At 63.1% G+C, this 21272-nt stretch carries 22 protein-coding genes; 13 read left to right on the forward strand and 9 right to left on the reverse strand.

The window, feature by feature from the left end; all coding sequences use genetic code 11:
• Positions 1-193: 193 nt before the first annotated feature.
• From DM807_RS02630 to rpoE, 3 genes are read right to left on the reverse strand one after another with little or no spacing between them, the layout of a single operon-like run.
• The gene (locus tag DM807_RS02630) at positions 194-1159 is read right to left on the reverse strand and encodes a MucB/RseB C-terminal domain-containing protein (RefSeq protein ID WP_012273931.1); all 966 of its coding nucleotides are present in this window, start codon (positions 1157-1159) and stop codon (positions 194-196) included.
• 12 nt (positions 1160-1171) lie between these two features.
• Positions 1172-1762 carry a sigma-E factor negative regulatory protein gene (locus DM807_RS02635; RefSeq protein ID WP_003252050.1) on the reverse strand — a complete coding sequence of 197 codons (591 nt, stop codon included), beginning with the start codon at positions 1760-1762 and terminating at the stop codon, positions 1172-1174.
• A 31-nt stretch (positions 1763-1793) separates the two neighbouring features.
• The gene (gene rpoE, locus DM807_RS02640; RefSeq protein WP_003252049.1) at positions 1794-2375 is read right to left on the reverse strand and encodes an RNA polymerase sigma factor RpoE/AlgU; all 582 of its coding nucleotides are present in this window, start codon (positions 2373-2375) and stop codon (positions 1794-1796) included.
• A gap of 435 nt (positions 2376-2810) precedes the next feature.
• On the opposite strand from rpoE, the gene nadB reads away from it, so the two are divergent.
• On the forward strand, positions 2811-4415 hold the full coding sequence (gene nadB / locus DM807_RS02645) for an L-aspartate oxidase (protein WP_060494207.1): 1605 nt from the start codon (positions 2811-2813) through the stop codon (positions 4413-4415).
• Between the two features lie 82 nt (positions 4416-4497).
• Here nadB and DM807_RS02650 read toward each other — a convergent pair whose 3' ends face one another.
• Together DM807_RS02650 and DM807_RS02655 are read right to left on the reverse strand one after the other, a co-directional pair.
• On the reverse strand, positions 4498-4962 hold the full coding sequence (locus tag DM807_RS02650) for a protein YgfX (protein WP_060494208.1): 465 nt from the start codon (positions 4960-4962) through the stop codon (positions 4498-4500).
• Positions 4946-5200, reverse strand: a complete 255-nt coding sequence (locus tag DM807_RS02655; protein ID WP_003252043.1) for an FAD assembly factor SdhE — start codon at positions 5198-5200, stop codon at positions 4946-4948. The genes DM807_RS02650 and DM807_RS02655 overlap by 17 nt, the downstream gene beginning before the upstream one ends.
• Before the next feature lie 133 nt (positions 5201-5333).
• On the opposite strand from DM807_RS02655, the gene ygfZ reads away from it, so the two are divergent.
• Both ygfZ and DM807_RS02665 read left to right on the forward strand, forming a co-directional pair.
• Entirely contained in the window at positions 5334-6275 is a 942-nt protein-coding gene (ygfZ, locus tag DM807_RS02660; protein ID WP_179027028.1) for a CAF17-like 4Fe-4S cluster assembly/insertion protein YgfZ, read from the forward strand.
• A gap of 55 nt (positions 6276-6330) precedes the next feature.
• Positions 6331-7137, forward strand: coding sequence for an HDOD domain-containing protein (locus DM807_RS02665; protein WP_041166581.1), 807 nt, complete (start codon positions 6331-6333; stop codon positions 7135-7137).
• Between the two features lie 25 nt (positions 7138-7162).
• On the opposite strand, the gene DM807_RS02670 is transcribed toward DM807_RS02665, so the two are convergent.
• Both DM807_RS02670 and DM807_RS02675 read right to left on the reverse strand, forming a co-directional pair.
• Complete coding sequence (locus DM807_RS02670) at positions 7163-8542, reverse strand: sensor histidine kinase (RefSeq protein ID WP_060514034.1); 1380 nt, start codon at positions 8540-8542, stop codon at positions 7163-7165.
• Positions 8535-9206, reverse strand: coding sequence for a response regulator (locus DM807_RS02675; protein WP_012273941.1), 672 nt, complete (start codon positions 9204-9206; stop codon positions 8535-8537). Before DM807_RS02675 ends, DM807_RS02670 begins: the two co-directional genes overlap by 8 nt.
• 200 nt (positions 9207-9406) lie before the next feature.
• Between DM807_RS02675 and DM807_RS02680 the strand changes: the two genes are divergently transcribed.
• From DM807_RS02680 to DM807_RS02700, 5 genes are all read left to right on the forward strand, one after another.
• Positions 9407-10696, forward strand: coding sequence for an OprD family porin (locus tag DM807_RS02680; RefSeq protein ID WP_012273942.1), 1290 nt, complete (start codon positions 9407-9409; stop codon positions 10694-10696).
• Positions 10697-10742: 46 nt separating this feature from the next.
• A complete protein-coding gene (locus DM807_RS02685) occupies positions 10743-11723 on the forward strand; it encodes a Bug family tripartite tricarboxylate transporter substrate binding protein (RefSeq protein ID WP_012273943.1) in 981 nt (326 codons plus the stop codon).
• A gap of 184 nt (positions 11724-11907) precedes the next feature.
• Positions 11908-12366 (forward strand): tripartite tricarboxylate transporter TctB family protein, encoded by a 459-nt coding sequence (locus DM807_RS02690; protein WP_179027029.1) that lies wholly within the window; start codon positions 11908-11910, stop codon positions 12364-12366.
• 3 nt (positions 12367-12369) lie between these two features.
• Positions 12370-13884, forward strand: coding sequence for a tripartite tricarboxylate transporter permease (locus DM807_RS02695; protein ID WP_012273945.1), 1515 nt, complete (start codon positions 12370-12372; stop codon positions 13882-13884).
• The gene (locus tag DM807_RS02700) at positions 13877-14908 is read left to right on the forward strand and encodes an AbrB family transcriptional regulator (protein ID WP_179027030.1); all 1032 of its coding nucleotides are present in this window, start codon (positions 13877-13879) and stop codon (positions 14906-14908) included. Before DM807_RS02695 ends, DM807_RS02700 begins: the two co-directional genes overlap by 8 nt.
• A gap of 58 nt (positions 14909-14966) precedes the next feature.
• Here the strand turns inward: DM807_RS02700 and ung are convergent, their stop codons facing one another.
• Positions 14967-15659 carry a uracil-DNA glycosylase gene (ung, locus tag DM807_RS02705; protein ID WP_012273947.1) on the reverse strand — a complete coding sequence of 231 codons (693 nt, stop codon included), beginning with the start codon at positions 15657-15659 and terminating at the stop codon, positions 14967-14969.
• A gap of 126 nt (positions 15660-15785) precedes the next feature.
• Here ung and DM807_RS02710 point away from each other — a divergent pair, with 126 nt between their 5' ends.
• Entirely contained in the window at positions 15786-16892 is a 1107-nt protein-coding gene (locus DM807_RS02710; protein WP_012273948.1) for an enoyl-CoA hydratase/isomerase family protein, read from the forward strand.
• Between the two features lie 45 nt (positions 16893-16937).
• Here DM807_RS02710 and DM807_RS02715 read toward each other — a convergent pair whose 3' ends face one another.
• Entirely contained in the window at positions 16938-17387 is a 450-nt protein-coding gene (locus DM807_RS02715; RefSeq protein WP_012273949.1) for a hypothetical protein, read from the reverse strand.
• A 212-nt stretch (positions 17388-17599) separates the two neighbouring features.
• Between DM807_RS02715 and DM807_RS02720 the strand changes: the two genes are divergently transcribed.
• The 4 genes from DM807_RS02720 to DM807_RS02735 all read left to right on the forward strand — a co-directional run bounded on the left by DM807_RS02720 (position 17600) and on the right by DM807_RS02735 (position 21170).
• Entirely contained in the window at positions 17600-19081 is a 1482-nt protein-coding gene (locus tag DM807_RS02720) for a sensor domain-containing diguanylate cyclase (protein ID WP_179027031.1), read from the forward strand.
• Positions 19074-19286, forward strand: coding sequence for a cysteine-rich CWC family protein (locus DM807_RS02725; RefSeq protein ID WP_012273951.1), 213 nt, complete (start codon positions 19074-19076; stop codon positions 19284-19286). The genes DM807_RS02720 and DM807_RS02725 overlap by 8 nt, the downstream gene beginning before the upstream one ends.
• A gap of 8 nt (positions 19287-19294) precedes the next feature.
• Complete coding sequence (locus DM807_RS02730; protein ID WP_069942729.1) at positions 19295-19987, forward strand: pseudouridine synthase; 693 nt, start codon at positions 19295-19297, stop codon at positions 19985-19987.
• Between the two features lie 247 nt (positions 19988-20234).
• Positions 20235-21170: an IS110 family transposase gene (locus tag DM807_RS02735; RefSeq protein ID WP_179026968.1), complete on the forward strand. Its 936-nt coding sequence runs from the start codon at positions 20235-20237 to the stop codon at positions 21168-21170.
• The last annotated feature ends 102 nt before the right edge of the window (positions 21171-21272 follow it).

Genomic DNA, 21272 nt, shown 5'->3' on the forward strand with positions numbered 1-21272 from the left:
AAGCGTGGTATTGACATACGGCTCCCGTCACAACGAGCGGTAGTTTAGAAAGACCCCTGCACAAAGCAGGAAAGGCCAGGCTCCAAGAAGCCTGACCTATAGAAAATTTGCCGAAGGATTGCAAATGACAATGCTTTAATTTCATTTCAGCCGTATGTCCACCTGCCTTGGCATGGCCCGCAAAAGCACGCCATTACTGACGTGCCTGGGCATCCTGTGGGCGCATCGACAAGGCGACACGTTCTGCCGTACCCAGTGGTATTTCGCCAACCACGGTCACCATCACTTTGCCTTTGGGCGTGTTCAGACGGCGCGAGACAGCGGAAGTCGGGCCCAGCTGGGTGCGCATGTCCGTACCGCCATCATCGTTCACTTGTTCGAGGAACACCGAGAAACGCGCCAGGCCATCGTCATACATAAGGCTGCTGACCGAGCTGTTGCGTTTGGAGTCCTGGCGCACCGAACTGTTGACCAGTTCGAAACCAGGTGGCAACCAGTCCGAACGCCAGCCGGCGACCGTGTCATTGCTGCCGGACGCCACATGCTGCACCGGTTTGCACGCGGCACTGGGGCGCAGGTCAGCATCACTGGGTAATTCGTCGGTATCGAGGCGAGTCATCTGGAAGCGCTCCAGCAACTGCCCCTTGTCGTTGAGCATCAACGAGCGCAGCGGCAGGCCAGTGTTACGGTCCAGATGCAATTCGAACGCATAGCGGTGCTGGTCGCGTGGCGTGAGCGTGACGATCACGGCGTCGCGCCCGGCGACCCGTGACTTGCCTGCCACACTCAAATCGTACCAGCCCATCAGTTTCAGCGGATCAAGTACACGTGGCGCGGTATCCGGCGGCGTCGTAACACCGCTGACCAAGGCCCCGCTGACACACGCCACCTTGCCATCCACGCGCACGATTTCCTGGGCGGCGCCATCGAGCTGCAACAGCCGCTCGCTGACCTTGCCGTCCTCGACCCTGTGCCAGATATCGTGGGAAGAGAAGCTGCCGTTGCGTTCGTAGACGAAAGAGCCTTGATAGCTCTGTTTTTGCTCGGCCTGTGCCAGCTTGTTCAGCCATTCACTCGCCTCGGGCGAGGAGTTGGCCGCCAATGCTGGCACCGTCATGCAGCTGCCAATCAGCAGCGACAGGAGAGGTAGCGCGCGCATGATCCTCCTTACTTAACGGTTTTCCAGGCTGGCGGCGCGGGCATACGGCAATGCCGTTTCAGTGCCTTTGAGCGCGGATTCCTGGGCATGCTGGCGCAGGTAACCTGGCAGACGCTGATCCCAGCCGGCCTGGTTCTGCAGCACGCCATTGGCCATTGGCCCGGTCGGTTGCTCACTGCTCTCACTATAGCCTGCCAAAACAGCCGGGCCCTGTGCTTGTGGCACGCTCAGACCTTGCTGGACAGGTTGCTGGGCAGCCAGCTCGGCACCCGTGATTTCGTCCTGGTTGTACATGCGTACACCGGCCAGCACCGCTACGGTCACCGAGGCGGCTACCGCAAGGCGCCCTATGCTGCGCCACGGGCCTTTCTTGACCTTGGCGGGCACGGCTTCGTCGGCCAGCGCAGCAGACACCGCCGAGGCGATATCCAGGTTGGGCAGCAGCAACTCCTTGTGCATGGCTGCACGGGCGACCTGGTAACGCGACCAGGTGGCACGGGTTTCGGCATCGTCGACGGCGTTCAACACCCGACGCAGTTCCAGTTCGTCCGCTTCGTTATCCATCACCGCGGACAGCGATTCCTGCAAAGCTTCACGACTCATGGCGGTTCCTCTCTTGGCTGTCGCCGCTGTCTCAGGTTTCCTGCAACAACGGCTGCAGGGCTTTGTCTATGGCCTCCCGAGCGCGGAAGATTCGAGAGCGCACGGTACCCACCGGACATTGCATGACACTGGCAATGTCTTCGTAACTCAGTCCGTCGAACTCGCGCAGGGTCAATGCCGTACGCAGGTCTTCGGGCAGCTGCTGGATGGTGCGATGGACAGTGCCTTCGATTTCATCCCGCAACAACGAGCGCTCTGGGGACTCGAGATCCTTGAGACCATGATCGCCGTCGTAAAACTCCGCATCCTCGGAGCTCACATCGCTGTCTGGCGGCCGTCTTCCACGGGACACCAGGTAGTTCTTCGCCGTGTTGATGGCGATGCGGTACAGCCACGTATAAAACGCACTGTCGCCGCGAAAGTTGCCAAGCGCACGGTAGGCCTTGATAAAGGCTTCCTGTGCTACATCCTGGGCCTCGTGGGTGTCGTGAACGAACCGCACGATCAACCCGAGAATCTTGTGCTGATACTTCAGCACCAACAGATCGAACGCTCGCCTGTCGCCGCGCTGAACGCGCTCGACAAGCTGCTGATCCTCTTCCTGGGTTAGCATGAACACTCCTCAGTGAACTCGAAGGAGCGCTGCAACAGCCATCGTTCAGGCTTGCAACCATAGACTCGGGCTTTGCGCAAAAGTTCTCCCCTCCAAGCAAGTTTCCTGCAGCCCTTGGTCGGCTTGCACGGAAGACGCTGCGCGGTCACGGCCGGCTAACGTCGATAATCAGGTTTCGAATACGCAGGAGCAGCCCGGACAGGCCTGCCGCCCTGCGTCGCCGCGGCAAATTGTGGCGTACGGGCAGCCTTCATAGGATTTCCGGCCATGCCGGAAAGTTCCCACAAAGGTTGCCGCAACCTGGCAAGTGGCATGGAAATTGGCCACCCGGGGCTGCTATAAAGGCATCCCGGCCAAGTTTAACGATAGTTTCACAATGCCATCTGCGCGTGACTATTGTGCCGCGCCCCTTCCAAAGATTACTAGTGTCCCGACATGAGCCAACAATTCCAACATGATGTCCTGGTGATCGGCAGCGGTGCCGCCGGTCTCAGCCTGGCACTTAACCTCCCCAGCCACCTGCGCGTTGCCGTGCTCAGCAAGGGCGACCTGGCCAACGGCTCGACCTTCTGGGCCCAAGGCGGCGTCGCGGCGGTGCTGGACAACACTGACACCGTCCAGTCGCATGTCGAAGACACCCTCAATGCTGGCGGCGGCCTTTGCCATGAAGAAGCGGTGCGTTTTACCGTCGAGCACAGCCGTGAAGCCATCCAGTGGTTGATCGAGCAAGGCGTGCCCTTCACCCGCGACGAGCACTACAGCGTCGATGATGGCGGCTTCGAGTTCCACCTCACCCGTGAAGGCGGCCATAGCCACCGGCGCATCATCCATGCCGCCGACGCCACTGGCGCGGCCATTTTCACCACGCTGCTGGAGCAGGCTCGCCAGCGCCCGAATATCCAGCTGCTGGAGCAGCGCGTGGCGGTCGACCTGATTACCGAACGTCGCCTGGGCCTGCCCGGCGAACGCTGCCTTGGCGCCTACGTGCTCGACCGCAACACCGGTGAGGTAGACACCTTTGGTGCGCGCTTCACCGTGCTGGCCACTGGCGGTGCGGCCAAGGTCTATCTCTATACCAGCAACCCCGACGGCGCCTGTGGCGACGGCATCGCCATGGCCTGGCGGGCCGGTTGTCGGGTGGCGAACCTGGAATTCAACCAGTTCCACCCGACCTGCCTGTACCACCCACAGGCCAAGAGCTTCCTGGTCACCGAAGCCCTGCGCGGCGAGGGCGCCCTGTTGCGCCTGCCCAACGGCGAACGCTTCATGCCACGCTTCGACCCACGCGAAGAGCTGGCCCCCCGCGACATCGTGGCCCGCGCCATTGACCACGAAATGAAGCGCCTGGGCGTGGACTGCGTCTACCTGGACATCACTCACAAGCCAGCCGATTTCATCAAGAGCCACTTCCCTACCGTATACGAGCGCTGCCTGGCCTTTGGCATCGACATCACTCGTCAGCCCATCCCGGTGGTACCTGCTGCGCACTACACCTGCGGCGGGGTGATGGTCGACGACCGCGGCCATACCGACGTGCCAGGTTTGTATGCCATCGGTGAAACCAGCTTCACCGGCCTTCACGGCGCCAACCGCATGGCGAGCAACTCGCTGCTGGAATGCTTCGTCTATGGCCGCGCTGCCGCCGCTGACATCCAGGCAAATCTGGAGCAAGTGCCCATGCCCAAAGCCCTGCCCGGTTGGGATGCCAGCCAGGTCACCGACTCGGACGAAGACGTGATCATTGCGCACAACTGGGACGAATTGCGGCGGTTCATGTGGGACTACGTGGGCATTGTGCGCACCAGCAAGCGCCTGCAGCGGGCCCAGCACCGCATTCGGCTGCTGCTGGATGAAATCGACGAGTTCTACAGCAACTACAAGGTCAGCCGCGATCTGATCGAATTGCGCAACCTGGCTCAGGTCGCCGAGCTGATGATCTTGTCGGCGATGCAGCGCAAGGAGAGCCGTGGGTTGCATTACACCCTGGATTACCCGGGGATGTTGGACGAGGCCAAGGATACCGTTCTCAGTCCGGTCTGACATTTGCAGCGCCTGTGAGATCGAGCGCCGCGCGGGCGGCCCTCGATCTCACAGGCGCTGCCCCCGCTACGTCGAACACTTCTCAGCCCTGCCCCATTCCCACCTCAGCCCAGCGCCGCCGACTGAACTTCAACCGCACCCGCATGCGCCGATGCTCATCAGCCCCCAGCGCATCCCGCGGTATGCACTGGCTCTCCCCCCACCATCGCCCCGCCCGCTCGAAGCGCACCACCACCAACCCCGGCAACGCCACGCTATCCCGACACAGCCGCACCGGCTGCCACCCGCAGGCACGGCTGAACACCTGCCAGCCGCGCGCATCACGCCGCAGGCCGACAACGGCATGCTCATGGGTCAACAAGATACGACGAGGAATGGCCCAGCTAGCGTGGGCAAGACAGGCAGCGACAACAAAAAAAGCCAACCACCCAGGCAGCGCGCTCGCCCACACGGCAAGCCACGCCACTGCCTGGCAGGCCAAGTAGGCCGTCAGCAGCAGGCGCGAGCCTTGCCAACGGCACTCGAAGCACTCACTTGGGCTGGACACGGTCCAGAATGATGCGGACCATGCGCTGCAGCTCCGGGTCTTCCGACTCGGTGCGCTCCATGAACCAGCCGAACATGTCCTGATCCTCACAGCTCAACAGACGCACATAAAGCTCACGATCAGTCTCGTTGAGGGTGGGGTAGACTTCCTGGGTGAAAGGCACCAGCAGCACGTCCAGTTCCAGCATGCCGCGGCGGCTGTGCCAGAAAAGCCGGTTGAGTTCAGTTTGTTCGACCATGGGGCCCTCCTCGAATGGCCCGCCAGTATACAGCCAGGCGCGCCAGGCGACACCGGGCGTTGGTCTAGTCACCTACCTATTTTGTTACCGGCGTTCTATGATGGCCGCCAGTCTTTAGCCACCGCGATGACCCATGGCCGATTCCGCTTTCTTCTGCCCCCTGTCCCACGAGGGCATCCTCGCTGTCCGCGGCTCCGATGCAGGCAAGTTCCTGCAAGGCCAGCTGACCTGCAATATCAACTACCTCAGCCAGGAGCACGCCAGCCTCGGTGCCCGCTGCATGGTCAAGGGGCGCATGCAGTCGAGCTTCCGCATCGTGCCTGAAGGCAACGGCTACCTGCTGGCCATGGCCAGCGAACTGCTCGACGCACAACTGGCGGACCTTAAGAAGTACGCTGTGTTCTCCAAGGCCACGCTGACCGACGAAAGCAGCGCCTGGGCACGCTTCGGCCTGCAGGGTGGAGACGCGGCGCTGCAGGCGCTGGGGCTCGATGTGCCCGCGGCCGCCGGCAGTACTGTGCGCCATGCCGGGCTGATCGCTGTTGCGGTATCCGCTGGCCGCGTGGAGCTGTGGGTACCTGCGGCCGACGCCGAGCCTGTACGCCAGGCCCTCGCCGCAGCCCTGCCCGAGGGCAGTGTCAACGATTGGCTGCTGGGGCAGATTCGCGCCGGTATCGGCCAGGTCATGGGGCCGACCCGTGAACTGTTCATCCCACAGATGATCAACCTGCAGGCTGTCGATGGCGTCAGCTTCAAGAAAGGCTGCTACACCGGCCAGGAAATCGTCGCCCGCATGCAGTACCTGGGCAAGCTCAAACGCCGTCAGTACCGCCTGGCACTGGACCAGCAGGCCATTCCGGCCCCGGGTGCCGAGATTTTCTCGCCCACCCATGGTTCGTCGGTCGGTGAAGTGGTCATTGCGGCCAGCAACGGTCCGGGCTGCGAACTGCTCGCGGTGCTCAGCGCCGATGCGGTGGCAGACGACAACCTGCACCTGGGCAGCCTCGAAGGCCCGCGCCTGCAAGTGCTGACCCTGCCTTACGAACTGGACCGCGACCGGGAAATCCAACGCTGACCAGCCTGCCCCGTCCCTGTGGCGGGGCCGCACCACCACTGCGGTAGACATGCCCATGAACAAGCTGGCCGAGATGGTTCAAGCACAATTGCTCGACGCCATCGAAAAGGATGACCTGGTCCTGCCCACCCTGCCCGAGGTTGCCTTGAGCATCCGCGAGGCAGCGGAAGACAGCGAGATCAGCGTAGCGGCCCTGAGCAAGGTGATCGGTCGTGACGCGGCCCTTTCAGCGCGCCTGATCAAGGTCGTCAACAGCCCGCTGCTGCGCGCGGCGGTCGAGGTTACCGACCTGCACACCGCCATCACACGGCTGGGCATCAACTACAGCTGCAACCTGGCCATCGGCCTGGTGATCGAGCAGATTTTCCATGCCCGCTCGCCGGCGGTTGAACAAAAGCTGCGAGACATATGGGCTAACAGCCTGGAGGTGGCGGGCATCAGCTACGAAGTGTGCCGCCGATACACGCAACTCAAGCCCGACCAGGCGACCTTGGGCGGCCTGGTCAACCAGATTGGCGCACTGCCGGTACTGATCTATGCCGAAGAACACAACGAGCTGTTGTCCGACCCGGTTTGCCTGCATTACGTGATCGAGCAGATTCAGCCGGTGCTGGGGGACAAGATCCTCAAGGCTTGGGAGTTTCCGGAACAACTTGTCAACCTGCCGAGCCAGGTTCAGGACCTGGACCGGCAGACCGACAAGATCGACTACATCGACATCGTGCAGATCGCCCGCTGCATCAGCCAGCGCGGCCGCCACCGGCCGTTGGCGGCACTGCCGGCGTACCGCCATCTGGGGCTGCCGTTTGGCACCGAGCTGGAGGTGGACGAACTGCTTGAGGCGCGGAGCATGTTGCGCTGACCGGTGCGAAGCCCTGGCAGGGCCATCAATCTGCGATAAAACTTACCCGCACCCGCAACCCGCCCTTCTCGCCATCATGCAGGCTCACCTGCGCCAGATGCGCCCGGCAGATTTCGCCAACAATCGCCAACCCAAGCCCACTGCCCTGGGCACTGCGGCGGTAGAACCGCTCGAACACCCGCTCGCGCTCAGCCTCGGGAATACCGGGCCCGTCGTCCTCCACTTCCAGCACCGCCGGCGCAACGACCCGCAAAATCACGTTGCCACCCGCTGGCGTATGCGCCAAGGCGTTGTCCACCAGGTTGCTCAACAGCTCGTTCAACAGTGTCGGCTCACCCTTGAGCCACACGGGTGCCTCGGCTTCCAGCGCCAGCGCCACTCCACGCTTGTGCGCCAGGGGCGCCATGGCCATGCCCAGCTCGCGCGCCAACTGGCTTAGGTCCAGGCGTTGCGCGCCACCTTCGGCAATTGCCCGTGCGCCATTCTCGACCCGCGCCAACGACAGCAGCTGGTTGGCCAGATGGGTCAACCTGTCGGTGCCCTGGGCCGCTGACTCCAAGGTCTGTCGCCACTCCTGCGGCTCGGACGAGCGCAAACCCAACTCGACCCGCGCCTTCAGCGCTGCCAGCGGCGTACGCAGTTCGTGGGCGGCGTCGGCAATGAACTGCGCCTGGCGCTCGAACTGGCCACGCAAGCGCTCGGTAAAGTGGTTCAAGGCCCGCACCAGCGGGCTCAGCTCGCGCTGCACCTGCACCACCGGCAAGGCGCGCAAGTCGTCAGGCTGGCGCTCTTCTACCGCTGTGCGCAGGCGCTCCAACGGCCGCAAGGCGGCACTCACGGCAAACCACACCATCACCAGCGCAGCCAACGCCAGCATGCCCAGGCGCAGCAGGGTATCGGCCATCAATCCACGGGCCATGCGCACCCGCGCTTCCTCGGTTTCGGCCACGCGGATTTCCGCCATGCCGTTCATGTTCGGCTCGCTTACCGGCTTCAGCAGGCTCACCACGCGCACGTCCTGGCCCAGGTAAGTGGCGTTGTAGAACCGCGCCAAGGCCGGGTAGTCGTCGGTGCGCGGCGTGCCGGGCGGTGGCGGCGGAAGGTTCTCGTAGCCGGAAATCAGCCGCTGCTTGATGTCCAGTACCTGGTAGTAAATGCGTCCGGCACTGTCGTAGGCGAATGTGTCCAAGGCTACGTAGGGCACATCCGCGCTCAACGAGCCATCGCGTTGCGACAGGCCTGCGGCGATGGTTCGTGCCGAGGCCAGCAAGGTGCGGTCGTAGGCGGTGTCGGCGGCTTCGCGGCCGTTCCAGTAGGCACTCAGGCCGCTGGCCAGCATCAGTACCACCAGCAGCAACGCCAGGTTGCCCAGCAAGCGCCCGCGCAGGCTACCGTTGTCACGCATCGCGGTGCTCGAGCAGGTAGCCAAGGCCACGGAAAGTAACGATAGCCACCGGGTGGCCGTCGAGCTTCTTGCGCAGCCGGTGGATGTAGATTTCGATGGCGTCGGGGCTGGCCTCTTCGTCCAGGCCGAACACCTGGGCAGCCAGTTGCTCCTTGCTCATCACCCGGCCCGGCCGGGCGATCAGCGCTTCCAGCACGCTTTGCTCGCGCGAGGTGAGGGTCAGGTTATCTGCACCGAGGGTAAAGCGCCGGGTGTCCAGGTCATAGACCAGCGGCCCGCAACGCTGCTGGCGCTCGCCACCGAGCACGCTGCGGCGCAGCAAGGCCTTGACCCTTGCTTCCAGCTCAGTGAGCTCGAACGGCTTGGCCAGGTAATCGTCGGCGCCAAGGTTCAGGCCATGAACACGGTCCTTGACGTCGCTGCGCGCGGTCAGCATCAGCACTGGCAAGGTCTTGCCACGGCCGCGCAGACGCGCCAGCACCTCGAAGCCGTCCATGCGCGGCAAGCCGACATCCAGCACGGCCACAGCGTATTCCTCGCTGGCCAGGGCCAGGTCGGCAGCCACGCCATCATGCAGCACATCCACGGTCAGGCCGTGGCTTTTCAAGGCCAGGGCCACGCTTTCGGCCAGTTGCAGGTGGTCTTCGACCAGCAGTACACGCATCGGATTCTCCCTGCTCGGGTGGGGCAGTGGCGCGGAGTGTACCGCTGTCACCCCGCCTGTGAAGCCCCTTGTAACAAACCTTTCTCGCTGAAAGGTTAGCGAAAGGTTCGTTGCCTAGCATCGCACCACGGTCGCCCTTCGCGCCGAAAAAAGCACCAGCAAGGTGCAACGAATAAGAACAATAAACGGAGTCATCGACGATGCTGTCATCGCAGCCGCAGGCGTTCGCGCCTACCCGTTCCTTTGCCGCACGCCCCTCTGCCATCGCCAGCGCCCTCGCGCTTGCCGGTGTCGCCCCGATGAGCCAGGCCGCCTTCTTCGAAGACAGCACGGCCACCTTCGAAACCCGCAACATGTACTTCAACCGCGACTTCCGCGACGGCACCAGCGCGCAGCAGTCCAAGCGCGACGAATGGGCCCAGGGCTTCATCCTCAACTTCGAGTCCGGCTACACCGATGGCACCGTGGGCTTTGGCCTGGACGCATTGGGCATGCTCGGCATCAAGCTCGACTCCAGCCCCGACCGTACCGACACTGGCCTGCTGCCGACCCACGATGACGGCAAGGCTGCCGATGAGTATTCCAAGCTGGGCCTGACCGGCAAGGTGAAGATCTCCCAGACCGAGCTCAAGATCGGCACCCTGATCCCCGAGCTGCCAACGCTGCAGCCCAACGACGGGCGTATCCTGCCGCAAACCTTCGAGGGCGGCCTGCTTACTTCCAAGGAGATCAAGGGCCTGACCTTCACCGGTGGCCGCCTGGACAAGGCCAAGGACCGCAACGACACCAACTGGGAAGACTTGGCGCTGAACAACAAGAACGGCCGCTTCGGTGGCACCTTCAGCGCCGACAACCTGGCCCTGGGCGGGCTCGACTACCAGTTCACCGACCGTATCACCGGCAGCTACCACTTCGCCCAGCTCGACGATATCTACCGCCAGCACTTCATCGGCATGGTCGCCACCCAGCCATGGGGCCCAGGCACCTTGGGCGCCGACCTGCGCCTGGCGGTGAGCGACGACGCCGGCGCCGCCAAGGCCGGCAACATCGACAACACCACCTTCAACGGCATGCTCAGCTACGCCCTGGGCGGGCACAAGGTCAGCGCCGCCTGGCAGCAGCTGTCTGGCGACAGCGCCTTCCCCTATGTCGATGGCGCCGACCCGTACCTGGTCAACTTCGTCCAGATCAACGACTTCGCCGGTGCCGACGAACGCTCCTGGCAGGCGCGCTACGACTACAACTTCGCCGCGCTCGGCGTGCCCGGCCTGACCTTCATGACCCGCTACATCAGCGGTGACAACGTCAGCCGCGCGGCCGGCGGTGAAGGCAAAGAGTGGGAACGCAACACGGAACTTAAGTACGTGGTACAAAGCGGCCCGTTGAAGAACGTCGCCGTGCGCCTGCGCAACGCCACCTTCCGCTCCAACTTCGCCCGCGACGCCGACGAAGTGAGGCTGTTGGTCAGCTACAGCGTGGCGCTGTGGTAACCCCATAGCGGTAATCCAATAACAACAACGCTCACGGAGATAGACGATGACCTTTTCACTGCGCCGCCTCGTCCTCGCAACCGGCTGCCTGCTGTTGGCCGGCAACGCCCTCGCTGCAGAACCCAAACGCCCCGAATGCATCGCCCCCGCCTCACCCGGCGGAGGCTTCGACCTGACCTGCAAACTGGTGCAAAGCGCCCTGGTGCAGGAAAAGATCCTCAGCAAGCCCATGCGCGTCACCTACATGCCCGGCGGTGTCGGCGCGGTGGCCTACAACGCCGTGGTCGCCCAGCGCCCAGCCGATGCAGGCACTTTGGTGGCCTGGTCCAGCGGCTCGCTGCTGAACCTGGCCCAAGGCAAGTTCGGCCGCTTCGACGAAAACGCGGTGAAATGGTTGGCTGCTGTCGGCACCAGCTACGGTGCCATTGCGGTGAAAAGCGATTCGCCTTACAAAACCCTCGATGACCTGGTCGCGGCACTGAAGAAAGACCCAAGCAAGGTGGTGATCGGCTCGGGCGGTACGGTCGGCAGCCAGGACTGGATGCAGACTGCGCTTATCGCCAAGGCCGCCGGCATCAACCCGCGTGACCTGCGCTACGTGGCCCTGGAAGGCGGTGGCGAAATTGCCACGGCGCTGCTGGGCGGCCATATCCAGGTCGGCTCTACCGACATCTCCGACTCCATGCCGCACATCCAAAGCGGCAACATGCGCATCCTCGCGGTGTTCTCGGAAAACCGCCTGGACGAGCCGGAAATGAAAAACATCCCTACCGCCAAGGAGCAAGGCTACGACATCGTCTGGCCGGTGGTGCGCGGCTTCTACCTGGGGCCGAAAGTGAGCGACGAAGACTACGCCTGGTGGAAGGCTTCGTTCGACAAGATGCTGGCCTCGGAAGACTTCGCCCAGCTGCGTGATCAACGTGAGCTGTTCCCGTTCGCCATGACCGGTGAAGAGCTGGACGGCTATGTGAAAAAGCAAGTGGCCGACTACAAGGCACTGGCCAAGGAATTTGGCCTGATTCAGTAAGCCTGTCGGACTCACCACCACCCCTGTGGGAGCGGCCTAGTGTCGCGATGGGCCGCACAGCCGATGCAATGCTTCGGACACATCGCAGTGGCAGGTTTTGCGGCCGCTTCGCGCCCGATCGCGACGCAAGGCCGCTCCCACAGGATTTGCATCTCACTTGAGCAATCCCAACGAGGATTCCCCAATGATCCTGCAACGCATCTTCGCCCTGGCCCTGCTGGCGGTGTGCGCCGCCCTGGCCGTGATGGCCTGGCCCTACCAGGCAGCGTTTTCCTATGAACCGGTAGGCCCGCGCGCCTACCCGCTGCTGATGCTCGGCCTGATGAGCCTGGGCCTGCTGTATCTGGTGTTCCGCCCCACCCCCATCGTGCGCAAGGACGACGAGCCGGAGCTGGACCGCGAGACCCTGACCAAGATCGCCGCCTGCGTAGGCCTGCTGATCGTCTTCGCCGCCACCTTCGAGACCCTGGGCTTCATCCTCAGCGCCATCCTCGCTGGCCTGCCCATGGCCCGCCTGTATGGCGGCCGCTGGCTGTACAGCGCCATCGTGGTGGTCGGCATGAGCGTCTTCCTCTACTGGCTGTTCGACCGCGTGATGGATGTGCCCCTGCCCCTTGGCCTGCTGAGCGTACTGGAGAACTGACACATGGATACCTTGAGCTACCTGGGCCAGGGCTTCGGCGTTGCCCTGACCCCCTACAACCTGGTCACCGCCCTCTCCGGCACCCTGATCGGTACCGTGGTCGGCCTGTTGCCGGGCCTGGGGCCAATCAACGGCGTGGCCCTGCTGATCCCCATCGCCTTTGCCCTCGGCCTGCCGCCAGAGTCGGCACTGATCCTGCTGGCCGCGGTGTACCTGGGCTGTGAGTACGGCGGGCGCATCAGCTCGATCCTGCTGAATATCCCGGGCGAAGCCTCGACCGTGATGACCACCCTCGACGGTTACCCGATGGCCCGCCAGGGCCTGGCCGGCGTGGCCCTGTCGCTGTCGGCCTGGAGTTCGTTCATCGGCGCCTTCATCGCCACCTGCGGCATGGTGCTATTCGCCCCGCTGCTGGCGAAATGGGCCATCGCCTTCGGCCCGGCGGAGTACTTCGTGCTGATGGTCTTCGCCATTGTCGCGCTTGGCGGCATGGCCGGTGACAAACCCCTGAAAACTTTCATTGCCGCACTGATCGGCCTGTTCCTGTCGGCGGTCGGTATCGACGCCAACAGCGGCGTGTACCGCTTCACCGGTGACAGCGTGCACCTGGCCGACGGTATTCAGTTCGTGGTCCTGGTGCTGGGTCTGTTCTCCATCAGCGAAATCCTCCTGCTGCTGGAAAAGACCCACCATGGCCACCAGGCGGTCAAGGCTACCGGCCGCATGCTGTTCAACTTCAAGGAAGCGGCCTCGGTGTTCGTGGTCAACATCCGTTGCGGCCTGCTCGGTTTCATCATGGGCGTGCTGCCGGGCGCCGGCGCGACGTTGGCCAGCGCCGTGGCCTACATGACCGAGAAGCGCCTGGCGGGTGAAAGCGGCAAGTTTGGCAAGGGCGATGCCCGTGGCCTGGCCGCGCCGGAAACCGCCATTGGTGCGTCCTGCTGTGGCGCCCTGGTACCGATGCTGACCCTGGGTGTACCAGGTTCCGGCACCACCGCCGTGATGATCGGCGCCCTGACCCTGTACAACATCACCCCCGGCCCACTGCTGTTCGAACAGCAGCCGGACATCGTCTGGGGCCTGATCGCCTCGCTGTTCATCGCCAACATCATGCTGGTGATCCTCAACATCCCGATGATCCGCATCTTTACCCGCATCCTCGCCGTGCCGAACTGGGCGCTGGTGCCGGTAATCGCCATCATCACCGCGATCGGCGTGTATGCCGTGCATGCCACCACCTTCGACCTGTTCCTGATGGTCGGTATCGGCATCATGGGTTACATCCTGCGCAAGCTGGACTTCCCGCTGTCGCCAATCCTGCTCGGCTTCATCCTCGGCGGGTTGATGGAGCAGAACCTGCGCCGGGCGCTGTCGATCTCCAACGGTGAACTGGGCATCCTCTGGTCGAGCCCGATCAGCATGGGCGTCTGGGCACTGGTCATGGTCATGTTCGCCCTGCCGCTGCTGCGCATCTGGCGCAAACGTAGCCAGCAGCGCCGGGCCCTGGCTGATGCCTGATCGTTCGTTGCCGTTGTTTGTCGCGACCGGGCTGGTCGGCCTTGCTGGCGGTTTTGCCGCCAGCAAGGCCGGCTGGCCTTTGCCGTGGATGGTCGGCTCATTGCTGGCGATCATCCTGGTGCGCTGCCTGACCCCCTGGCAGCTGTCGGAAATACCCAATGGCCGCAAGTGTGGACAGTGGATCATCGGTATCGGCATTGGCCTGCATTTCACGCCGGCGGTGATCGAGCAGGTGGCCAGTCATTTCGCGCTGATCTTTTTCGGCGCGTTGTTCACCACCCTGTCCAGTGTGATCAGCGTATGGCTGCTGCGGCGAACCGGCGAAGACCGCGCCACGGCGTTCTTCGCCAGCATGCCCGGCGGTTCGGGGGAGATGGTCAACCTTGGCGCGCGCAATGGTGCGGTGCTCAGCCAGGTCGCGGCAGCGCAGAGCTTGCGCGTGCTGGCTGTGGTGCTGTGCGTGCCTGCGCTGTTCAAGTTTTTGCTGGGTGACGGGGTGCCGCTGAACCACACCGGTAGCGTGAGCTGGGGTTGGTTGGCCTTGATTGCCCCGCTGGGCGTTGCCGTTGCGTTGCTCTGGCAGCGTTTGCGCCAGCCTAACCCGTGGCTGTTCGGGCCATTGCTGGTGGCGGCCACGGTCAGCCTGGCCGGTAACCTGCAGATCGCCCTGCCCAATGGCGCCAGCCAAATCGGCCAGTGGCTGATAGGCAGTGGCCTGGCCTGTCACTTCAACCGCGCGTTCTTCCGCCGCGCACCGTCGTTCCTCGGGCGCACCCTGGTGGCCACGGCATTGTGCATGGCGATTGCCGCCAGCGCCGCATGGGTGCTGAGCGTGATGACTGCGCTGGACTTGCGTTCGCTGACACTGGGGATGATGCCGGGTGGGATTGCCGAGATGAGCCTGACGGCGGAGACACTGCAGTTGTCGGTGCCTTTGGTGACGGCACTGCAGGTGATGCGCTTGCTGTTCGTGCTGTTTCTGGCGGAGCCTTTGTTCCGCTTGTGGAATGCGAACCCGCAATAACCACGTTGCCTTCTGTGCGGGCTTGCCCGCTCAGAAAGCAACGCGGTAGTTCAGGTGATCACAGCGGTGGCAATGCCCAGTTGATCGGCGCCATGCCCCGTTGTTCGAGGAAGCTGTTGGTCCGGCTGAAATGCCCACAGCCGAGGAACCCACGGTAAGCCGACAACGGCGAAGGATGCACCGACTTCAGCACCAGGTGCTTGGTCCCGTCGATCAGCTTCTGCTTGCTCTGCGCATGCGCGCCCCACAGCAGGAACACGACATTCGGGCACTGCTCGCTGACCACCTGAATGACGCGATCGGTGAAGAACTCCCACCCCTTCTTGGCATGCGATGCCGCATTGGCACGCTCCACGGTCATGGTGGTGTTGAGCAGCAGCACGCCCTGCTCAGCCCAGCTCTGCAGGTAGCCGTGGCTGGCAATCGGGATGTTCAGGTCGCGCTGCAGCTCTTTGTAGATATTGACCAGCGACGGTGGCGTGGCCACGCCCGGTTGCACCGAGAAGCACAAGCCATGTGCCTGGCCCGGCCCGTGGTAAGGGTCCTGACCGAGGATCACCACCTTCACCTGGTCCAGCGGCGTCGAGTTGAGCGCGTTGAAGATCAGCGGCCCTGGTGGGTAGATCTCCTTGCCGGCAGCATACTCACCCCGCAAGAACTCGCGCAGCTGATGCATGTAGGGTTGGTCGAATTCGCCGCGCAATGCGGCCTTCCAGCTGGGTTCGAGTTTGATGCGATCGTCGTCAGTCATGGGGCCTTCCGTAAACAATGGCGCGACACTAGGTAAGCCCTTCCCGCTTGTCAAACGATCCGACCGACGACCGGCATGATCGGCCAAGCCAGCCATACTTGAGCGATGACTTGCGAGAGGTAGTCCATGGCCATTCATTGCGAGGTACTTACCGGCGTCGATGGCGCCCGCATCGGCATTGCCACCCTGGATGCGCCCAAGGCGCTCAATGCCCTGAACCTGCCGATGATCGAGGTACTGGGCGAACAACTGCATGCCTGGGCCCGCGACCCGGGCGTCGTCTGCGTGCTGCTGCGCGGCAACGGTGCCAAAGCCTTTTGCGCGGGTGGCGATGTACGGGCGCTGGTGCAAGCCTGCCGCGACCACCCCGGCAGCGTGCCACCGCTGGCGGCCTCCTTCTTCGCCGCCGAATACCGCTTGGACTTTGCCCTGCACACCTACCCCAAACCATTGCTGTGCTGGGGCCATGGGCATGTGCTGGGCGGTGGCATGGGGCTGCTGCAGGGCGCCAATGTGCGTATCGTCACACCCAGTAGCCGCTTGGCCATGCCGGAAATCAGCATCGGCCTGTACCCGGACGTCGGTGCCAGCTGGTTCCTGGCCCGGCTGCCAGGCAAGCTGGGCTTGTTCCTCGGCCTGACCGGTGCGCCGATCAATGCGCGCGACGCCCTGGATCTGGGCCTGGCCGACCGTTTTTTGGGTGAGCACCAGCAGGAAGCCCTGATCGAGGAATTACTGCAACTTAACTGGCAAGAACAGACTGCCGTGCAACTGTACAGCCTGCTCAAGGCCGAGCAGCATCGAGCTTGCGCCGAGCTGCCAGAGGCCCAGTGGCTGCCGCGACGGCAGGAGATCGATCAGTTGCTCGACGTGCCCGATGCGGCCTCGGCCTGGTGTGCGCTGGAAAGGCTCAAGCAGCATGACGACCCCTTGCTGGCAACTGCCGGCCAACGCCTGCACGAAGGCTGCCCGCTGACGGCACACCTGGTGTGGGAGCAGATCCGCCGGGCGCGGTACCTGTCGTTGGCGCAAGTGTTCCAGATGGAATACCGCATGAGCCTGAACTGTTGCCGCCACCCTGAATTCAGCGAAGGCGTGCGCGCCCGCCTGCTGGACAAGGACAACCAGCCGCGCTGGCACTGGCCGGATGTGGCGCAGGTGCCGGCAGCGGTGGTCGAGGCGCATTTTGCCAAGGCGTGGGAGGGGCGGCACCCGTTGGCAGACCTGGCATAGCCTTGTGTCGCGACAGGGGCGCTAGGCGCCCCCGCTTCGATTTACCTACCGCTGCCAGTTTCCTCCCCGGCCCTGCCCCCGCTGACCCTCCCAGCGCCCGCCGTCATTTCTCTGCCCATTGGAGTGCCAGTCGCCATGCTGGTAACGCTGGCTGTTATTGCGATAGTCATGGCGATCGCGGTCCTGACCGTAGTCTTGCCGCTGGCGGTTGCCATAGTCATAACGCGGGTTACCGTGCCACTGGTTCATCCCTGGCTGCGGATGCGGTCGATAATAAGGCGCCGGTGCCGTCCGATAGTAATAACGTGGTGCCGGCTGGTAGTAGTAGCGCGGCTGTGGCGTCACGTAGTAGCGGTCGTAGCGGTAATACCCCGGCGCTACATAGCGATCGGTGGAGTAGTAGTCCGAACGGTAATAGCCCCCGCTCTCGTAATAAGGGGCGCAGGCAGAAGTCATCAGCCCCAGCAGGGCGATCAACAGAATTCGATAGGACATGGCGGCCTCCTGGACCGCTGGAGTGCCCGAACAGCGGCGCTGGCGAGCGTCGATGCGAAATGCGTTCATCGACACTGAATAAGACAGTGGCGCCAAGGTGCAGTGCCATTTCTGCAACAATTTGATACAGGTGCAATACCCCTGAAAAACTTGCAGTCATTTGCCGGTCATCTCACTAGAATGGGCGGCTGGGCACACATCACGGGAAGATCATGCCATTACGTTCCGCTCTGTTCTCGCAGCGCTCGCTGATCTTTACCCTGTTGCTGCTGCTTGCCTGCGGCTTCCTCGCCACTTCACTGCTCAGCTACTTCGCCTCGCGCAGCGCCATCCGCGATGGCATCGTCAATACCGAATTGCCACTGACCTCCGACACGGTCTACTCGGAAATCCAGAAAGACCTGATTCGCCCGGTGCTGATTGCCTCGATGATGGCCCAGGACACCTTCCTGCGCGACTGGGTGCTGTCCGGCGAGCAGGATACCGGGCGCATGACCCGCTACCTGGGCGAAGTCATGGGCAAGCAGGACACCTTCACCTCATTTTTCGTGTCCGACCGCACGCTGACCTATTACCAGGCCAAGGGCGTACTCAAACATGTCGAGCCGGGCACCTGGCGCGATGCCTGGTATTTCCGCCTGCGTGACCTCAAGGCCCCCTATGAGATCAATGTCGACCTGGACATGGCCAACCACGACAGCTTGACCGTGTTCATCAACTACCAGGTGCATGACTACCAACAGCGCTTCATCGGCGCCGCAGGCGTAGGGCTGAGCGTATCGTCGGTGGTCAAGCTGATCGACCAGTATCAACGCCGCTACCAGCGGGCGGTGCTGTTCACCGATGCCAACGGCAAGGTGCTGCTGACCGGCTCCGAAGGTGGCCCGCATGGCTTGCGGGTCGGCCAGTCACTGCGCGACAACCCCGAACTGAATGACGTGCTGGCCGAGCAGCGAGTGCCAGGCGAGGGCAGCCACGAGTACCGTGACAGCGAAAACCACAGCCACTTTCTCAACGTGCGCCACCTGCCCGAACTGGACTGGTACCTGCTGGTGGACAAACGCGAAACCGGCGCCCTCGACCGCATTCGTCACTCCCTGTACCTGAACCTGGCGATCTGCGCCATGATCACCTTGGTGGTGCTGGCGCTGGTGCATGCCATGGTCCGCCGCCACCAGGCCAGCACCGAAGCCTTGGCTACCCTCGACAGCCTCACCGGCCTGCCCAACCGGCGCAGCTTCGACCTGCTCGCCGCCCAGGCACTGCACGAAGCCCAGCGCGACAGTGGCCCGCTGGTGGCCTTGCTGATCGACCTGGACCACTTCAAGGCACTGAACGACACCCACGGCCACCTGGCAGGCGACGAAGTGCTGCGCCAATTCGCCAATGTGCTGCAAGGCAGCCTGCGCCAGTCGGATATACTGTGCCGCTGGGGCGGTGAGGAATTCATCGTACTGCTGCGTGAAGCCGAAGGCCGGCAGGCGGTCGAGGTGGCGGAAAAGATCCGCCGGCGCACCGAACAACTGACCTTCAGCTACGACGACCAGCCGTTGCGCCTGACTACCAGCATCGGGCTGAGCAGCCTGCAACCGGAGGATACCCTGCACACCCTGCTGACCCGCGCCGACCGTGCGCTTTATCGTGCCAAGCAGGCAGGCCGCAACCGTGTCTGCAGTGATGCCAACCATGAATGACAGCCTACACTGCCCCGCTTGCGGCGCTCTCAACCAATGTGCCCTGGCCGACCCGCGCCGCGCCACACAGGCCTGCTGGTGTTACAGCGTAAGCATCGACCCGGCCGTGATCCAGGCCCTGCCAGACGCATTGCGCAACAAGGCTTGCCTGTGCCCGCGCTGCGCCGCTGTCGAAGACCAACTCCGCTCACCCGCTGACCACTGACTGTTTCCATGCGCCTTGACCGTTTTCTCGCCAACCTGCCCAGCCACAACCGCCAGCAAGCCCGACTGATGCTGGCGCAACGCCGCGTGCGGGTGGACGGCCAGGTTGTCAGCGACCCACTGGCCGAAGTGCGTGAATTCAGCCGCGTGGAGCTGGACGAGCAACTGCTGCAGGCCGGCCGCCCGGCCCGCTACCTGATGCTGCACAAGCCCACTGGCTGCGTCAGCGCCACCCAAGACCCACAGCACCCGACCGTGCTCGACCTGCTGCCCGCAGCGTTGCGGGATGACCTGCACATAGCCGGGCGCCTGGACTTCAACACCACCGGCCTGATGATCCTGACCAACGATGGCCAGTGGTCAAGGCGCCTGACCCAGCCTGCCACCAAGCTGCCCAAGCATTACCTGGTGGACACCGAGGACGAAATTGGCGAGCACTATGTGGCCAGGTTTCGCGAGGGGTTCTATTTCGCCTTCGAAAACCTCACCACCCAACCTGCCCAGCTGGACATCCTCGGCCCGCGCCAGGCCCGGCTGGCGATCGTCGAAGGGCGTTATCACCAGGTCAAGCGCATGTTCGGGCACTTCAACAACAAGGTGGTGGGGTTGCACCGGGAAAGCATGGGGGCAATCTGTCTGGACCCTGGTTTGGCGCCCGGGGAGTTTCGTGAACTGACGGCTGATGAAATAGCCACTGTCTAGACTGCCTGTTCTGGCCTCTTCGCGGGTAAACCCGCTTGTGTCTTGAGGAGGGAATAGAATCTAAGGTGAGAGCGGTGAATGGCAAGTTGATAGCCCGAGGTGCCTCGAGCACGTGTGGGAGCACAAGCTGCCATTCACCGTTCCACTTTGGCGAGAGCCCGAACAGTTGGATGAGGGCCAAATCTCGAACCACAAGCGTGGGCCAAGCCAAAGCGCTCTCACTCCTTGAGTCTAAGAGGGTTTGGCCATGTTTTCCTCTGTCGGCATCGATGTTTCCAGCACCACACTTGCCGTGCACATCCGCCCCGAAGGTTTGAACTTCAATGTTTCCAATGACCTGAACGGATTCAGTCAGCTTGTCGAAAAACTCGGCGAGTATCAGGTTTCAGCAATCATCCTTGAAGCGACCGGCGGTTACGAATGCAACGTCCTGCGGGCTCTACATGACGCTGGTCTTCCGGCGTACCGGATAAACCCCAGCCGCGTCCGGGCCTTTGCCAAATCCATGGGTAAACAAGCCAAGACCGACCCCATCGACGCTGCGGTGCTGGCTCACTTCGCCGAAGTGCTGCCGCCTCAACGGTATACGGTAATGACGCCTGAACGGGCCTTGCTGCGCGAGTTGCTGATGCAGCGGGATCGCTTCGTCCAGCAACGTGACGATGACAAACGTCGGCTGAAGCAGGCCCAGTCAACCAGCGTCTGCTTCCGTCTGGAGCGCCACATTGTTTACCTGAAAGGTGAAATCAAAGCGCTCGAACTCGAGATCGCTGAACAGGCCGTGAAGCTCAATGACGACCGTGTCCCACGCCTCTTGGAGGTCAAAGGCATTGGCTTGGTCACGGCAACCAAGCTGGTGGCTCTGCTGCCGGAGTTGGGCCAGGTGGACCGTAAGGAAATCGCGGCACTGGTGGGTGTTGCACCGTTCAACCAAGACAGCGGCAAACACGCGGGCAAGCGCGAGATCTGGGGTGGCCGGTCACGTGTCAGGCGAGCGCTGTACATGGCCTGCTGGATCGTCATCCGATACAACCAAGACTTCGGAGCCCGCTATGCGGCTTTGCGGGCCGAGGGGAAATGCGCGAAGGTGGCGATAGTGGCGTGCATGCGGGTCTTGATCATACGGCTGAATGCGATGCTAAAGGCCGGAACACCTTGGCAGGAGCAGGTGGCCCATCCGTAAGAGTCAGCCATGCTGGCGATGCCCGGCAGAGCCGGGCCAAGGGCGCTACGCGCCCCATCGCCAGCAAGGCCAGCTTCCACAAGAAGACAGTTGCTCCCACAG

This window comes from Pseudomonas hunanensis (assembly GCF_013393325.1).
GTDB lineage: Bacteria > Pseudomonadota > Gammaproteobacteria > Pseudomonadales > Pseudomonadaceae > Aquipseudomonas > Aquipseudomonas putida_P.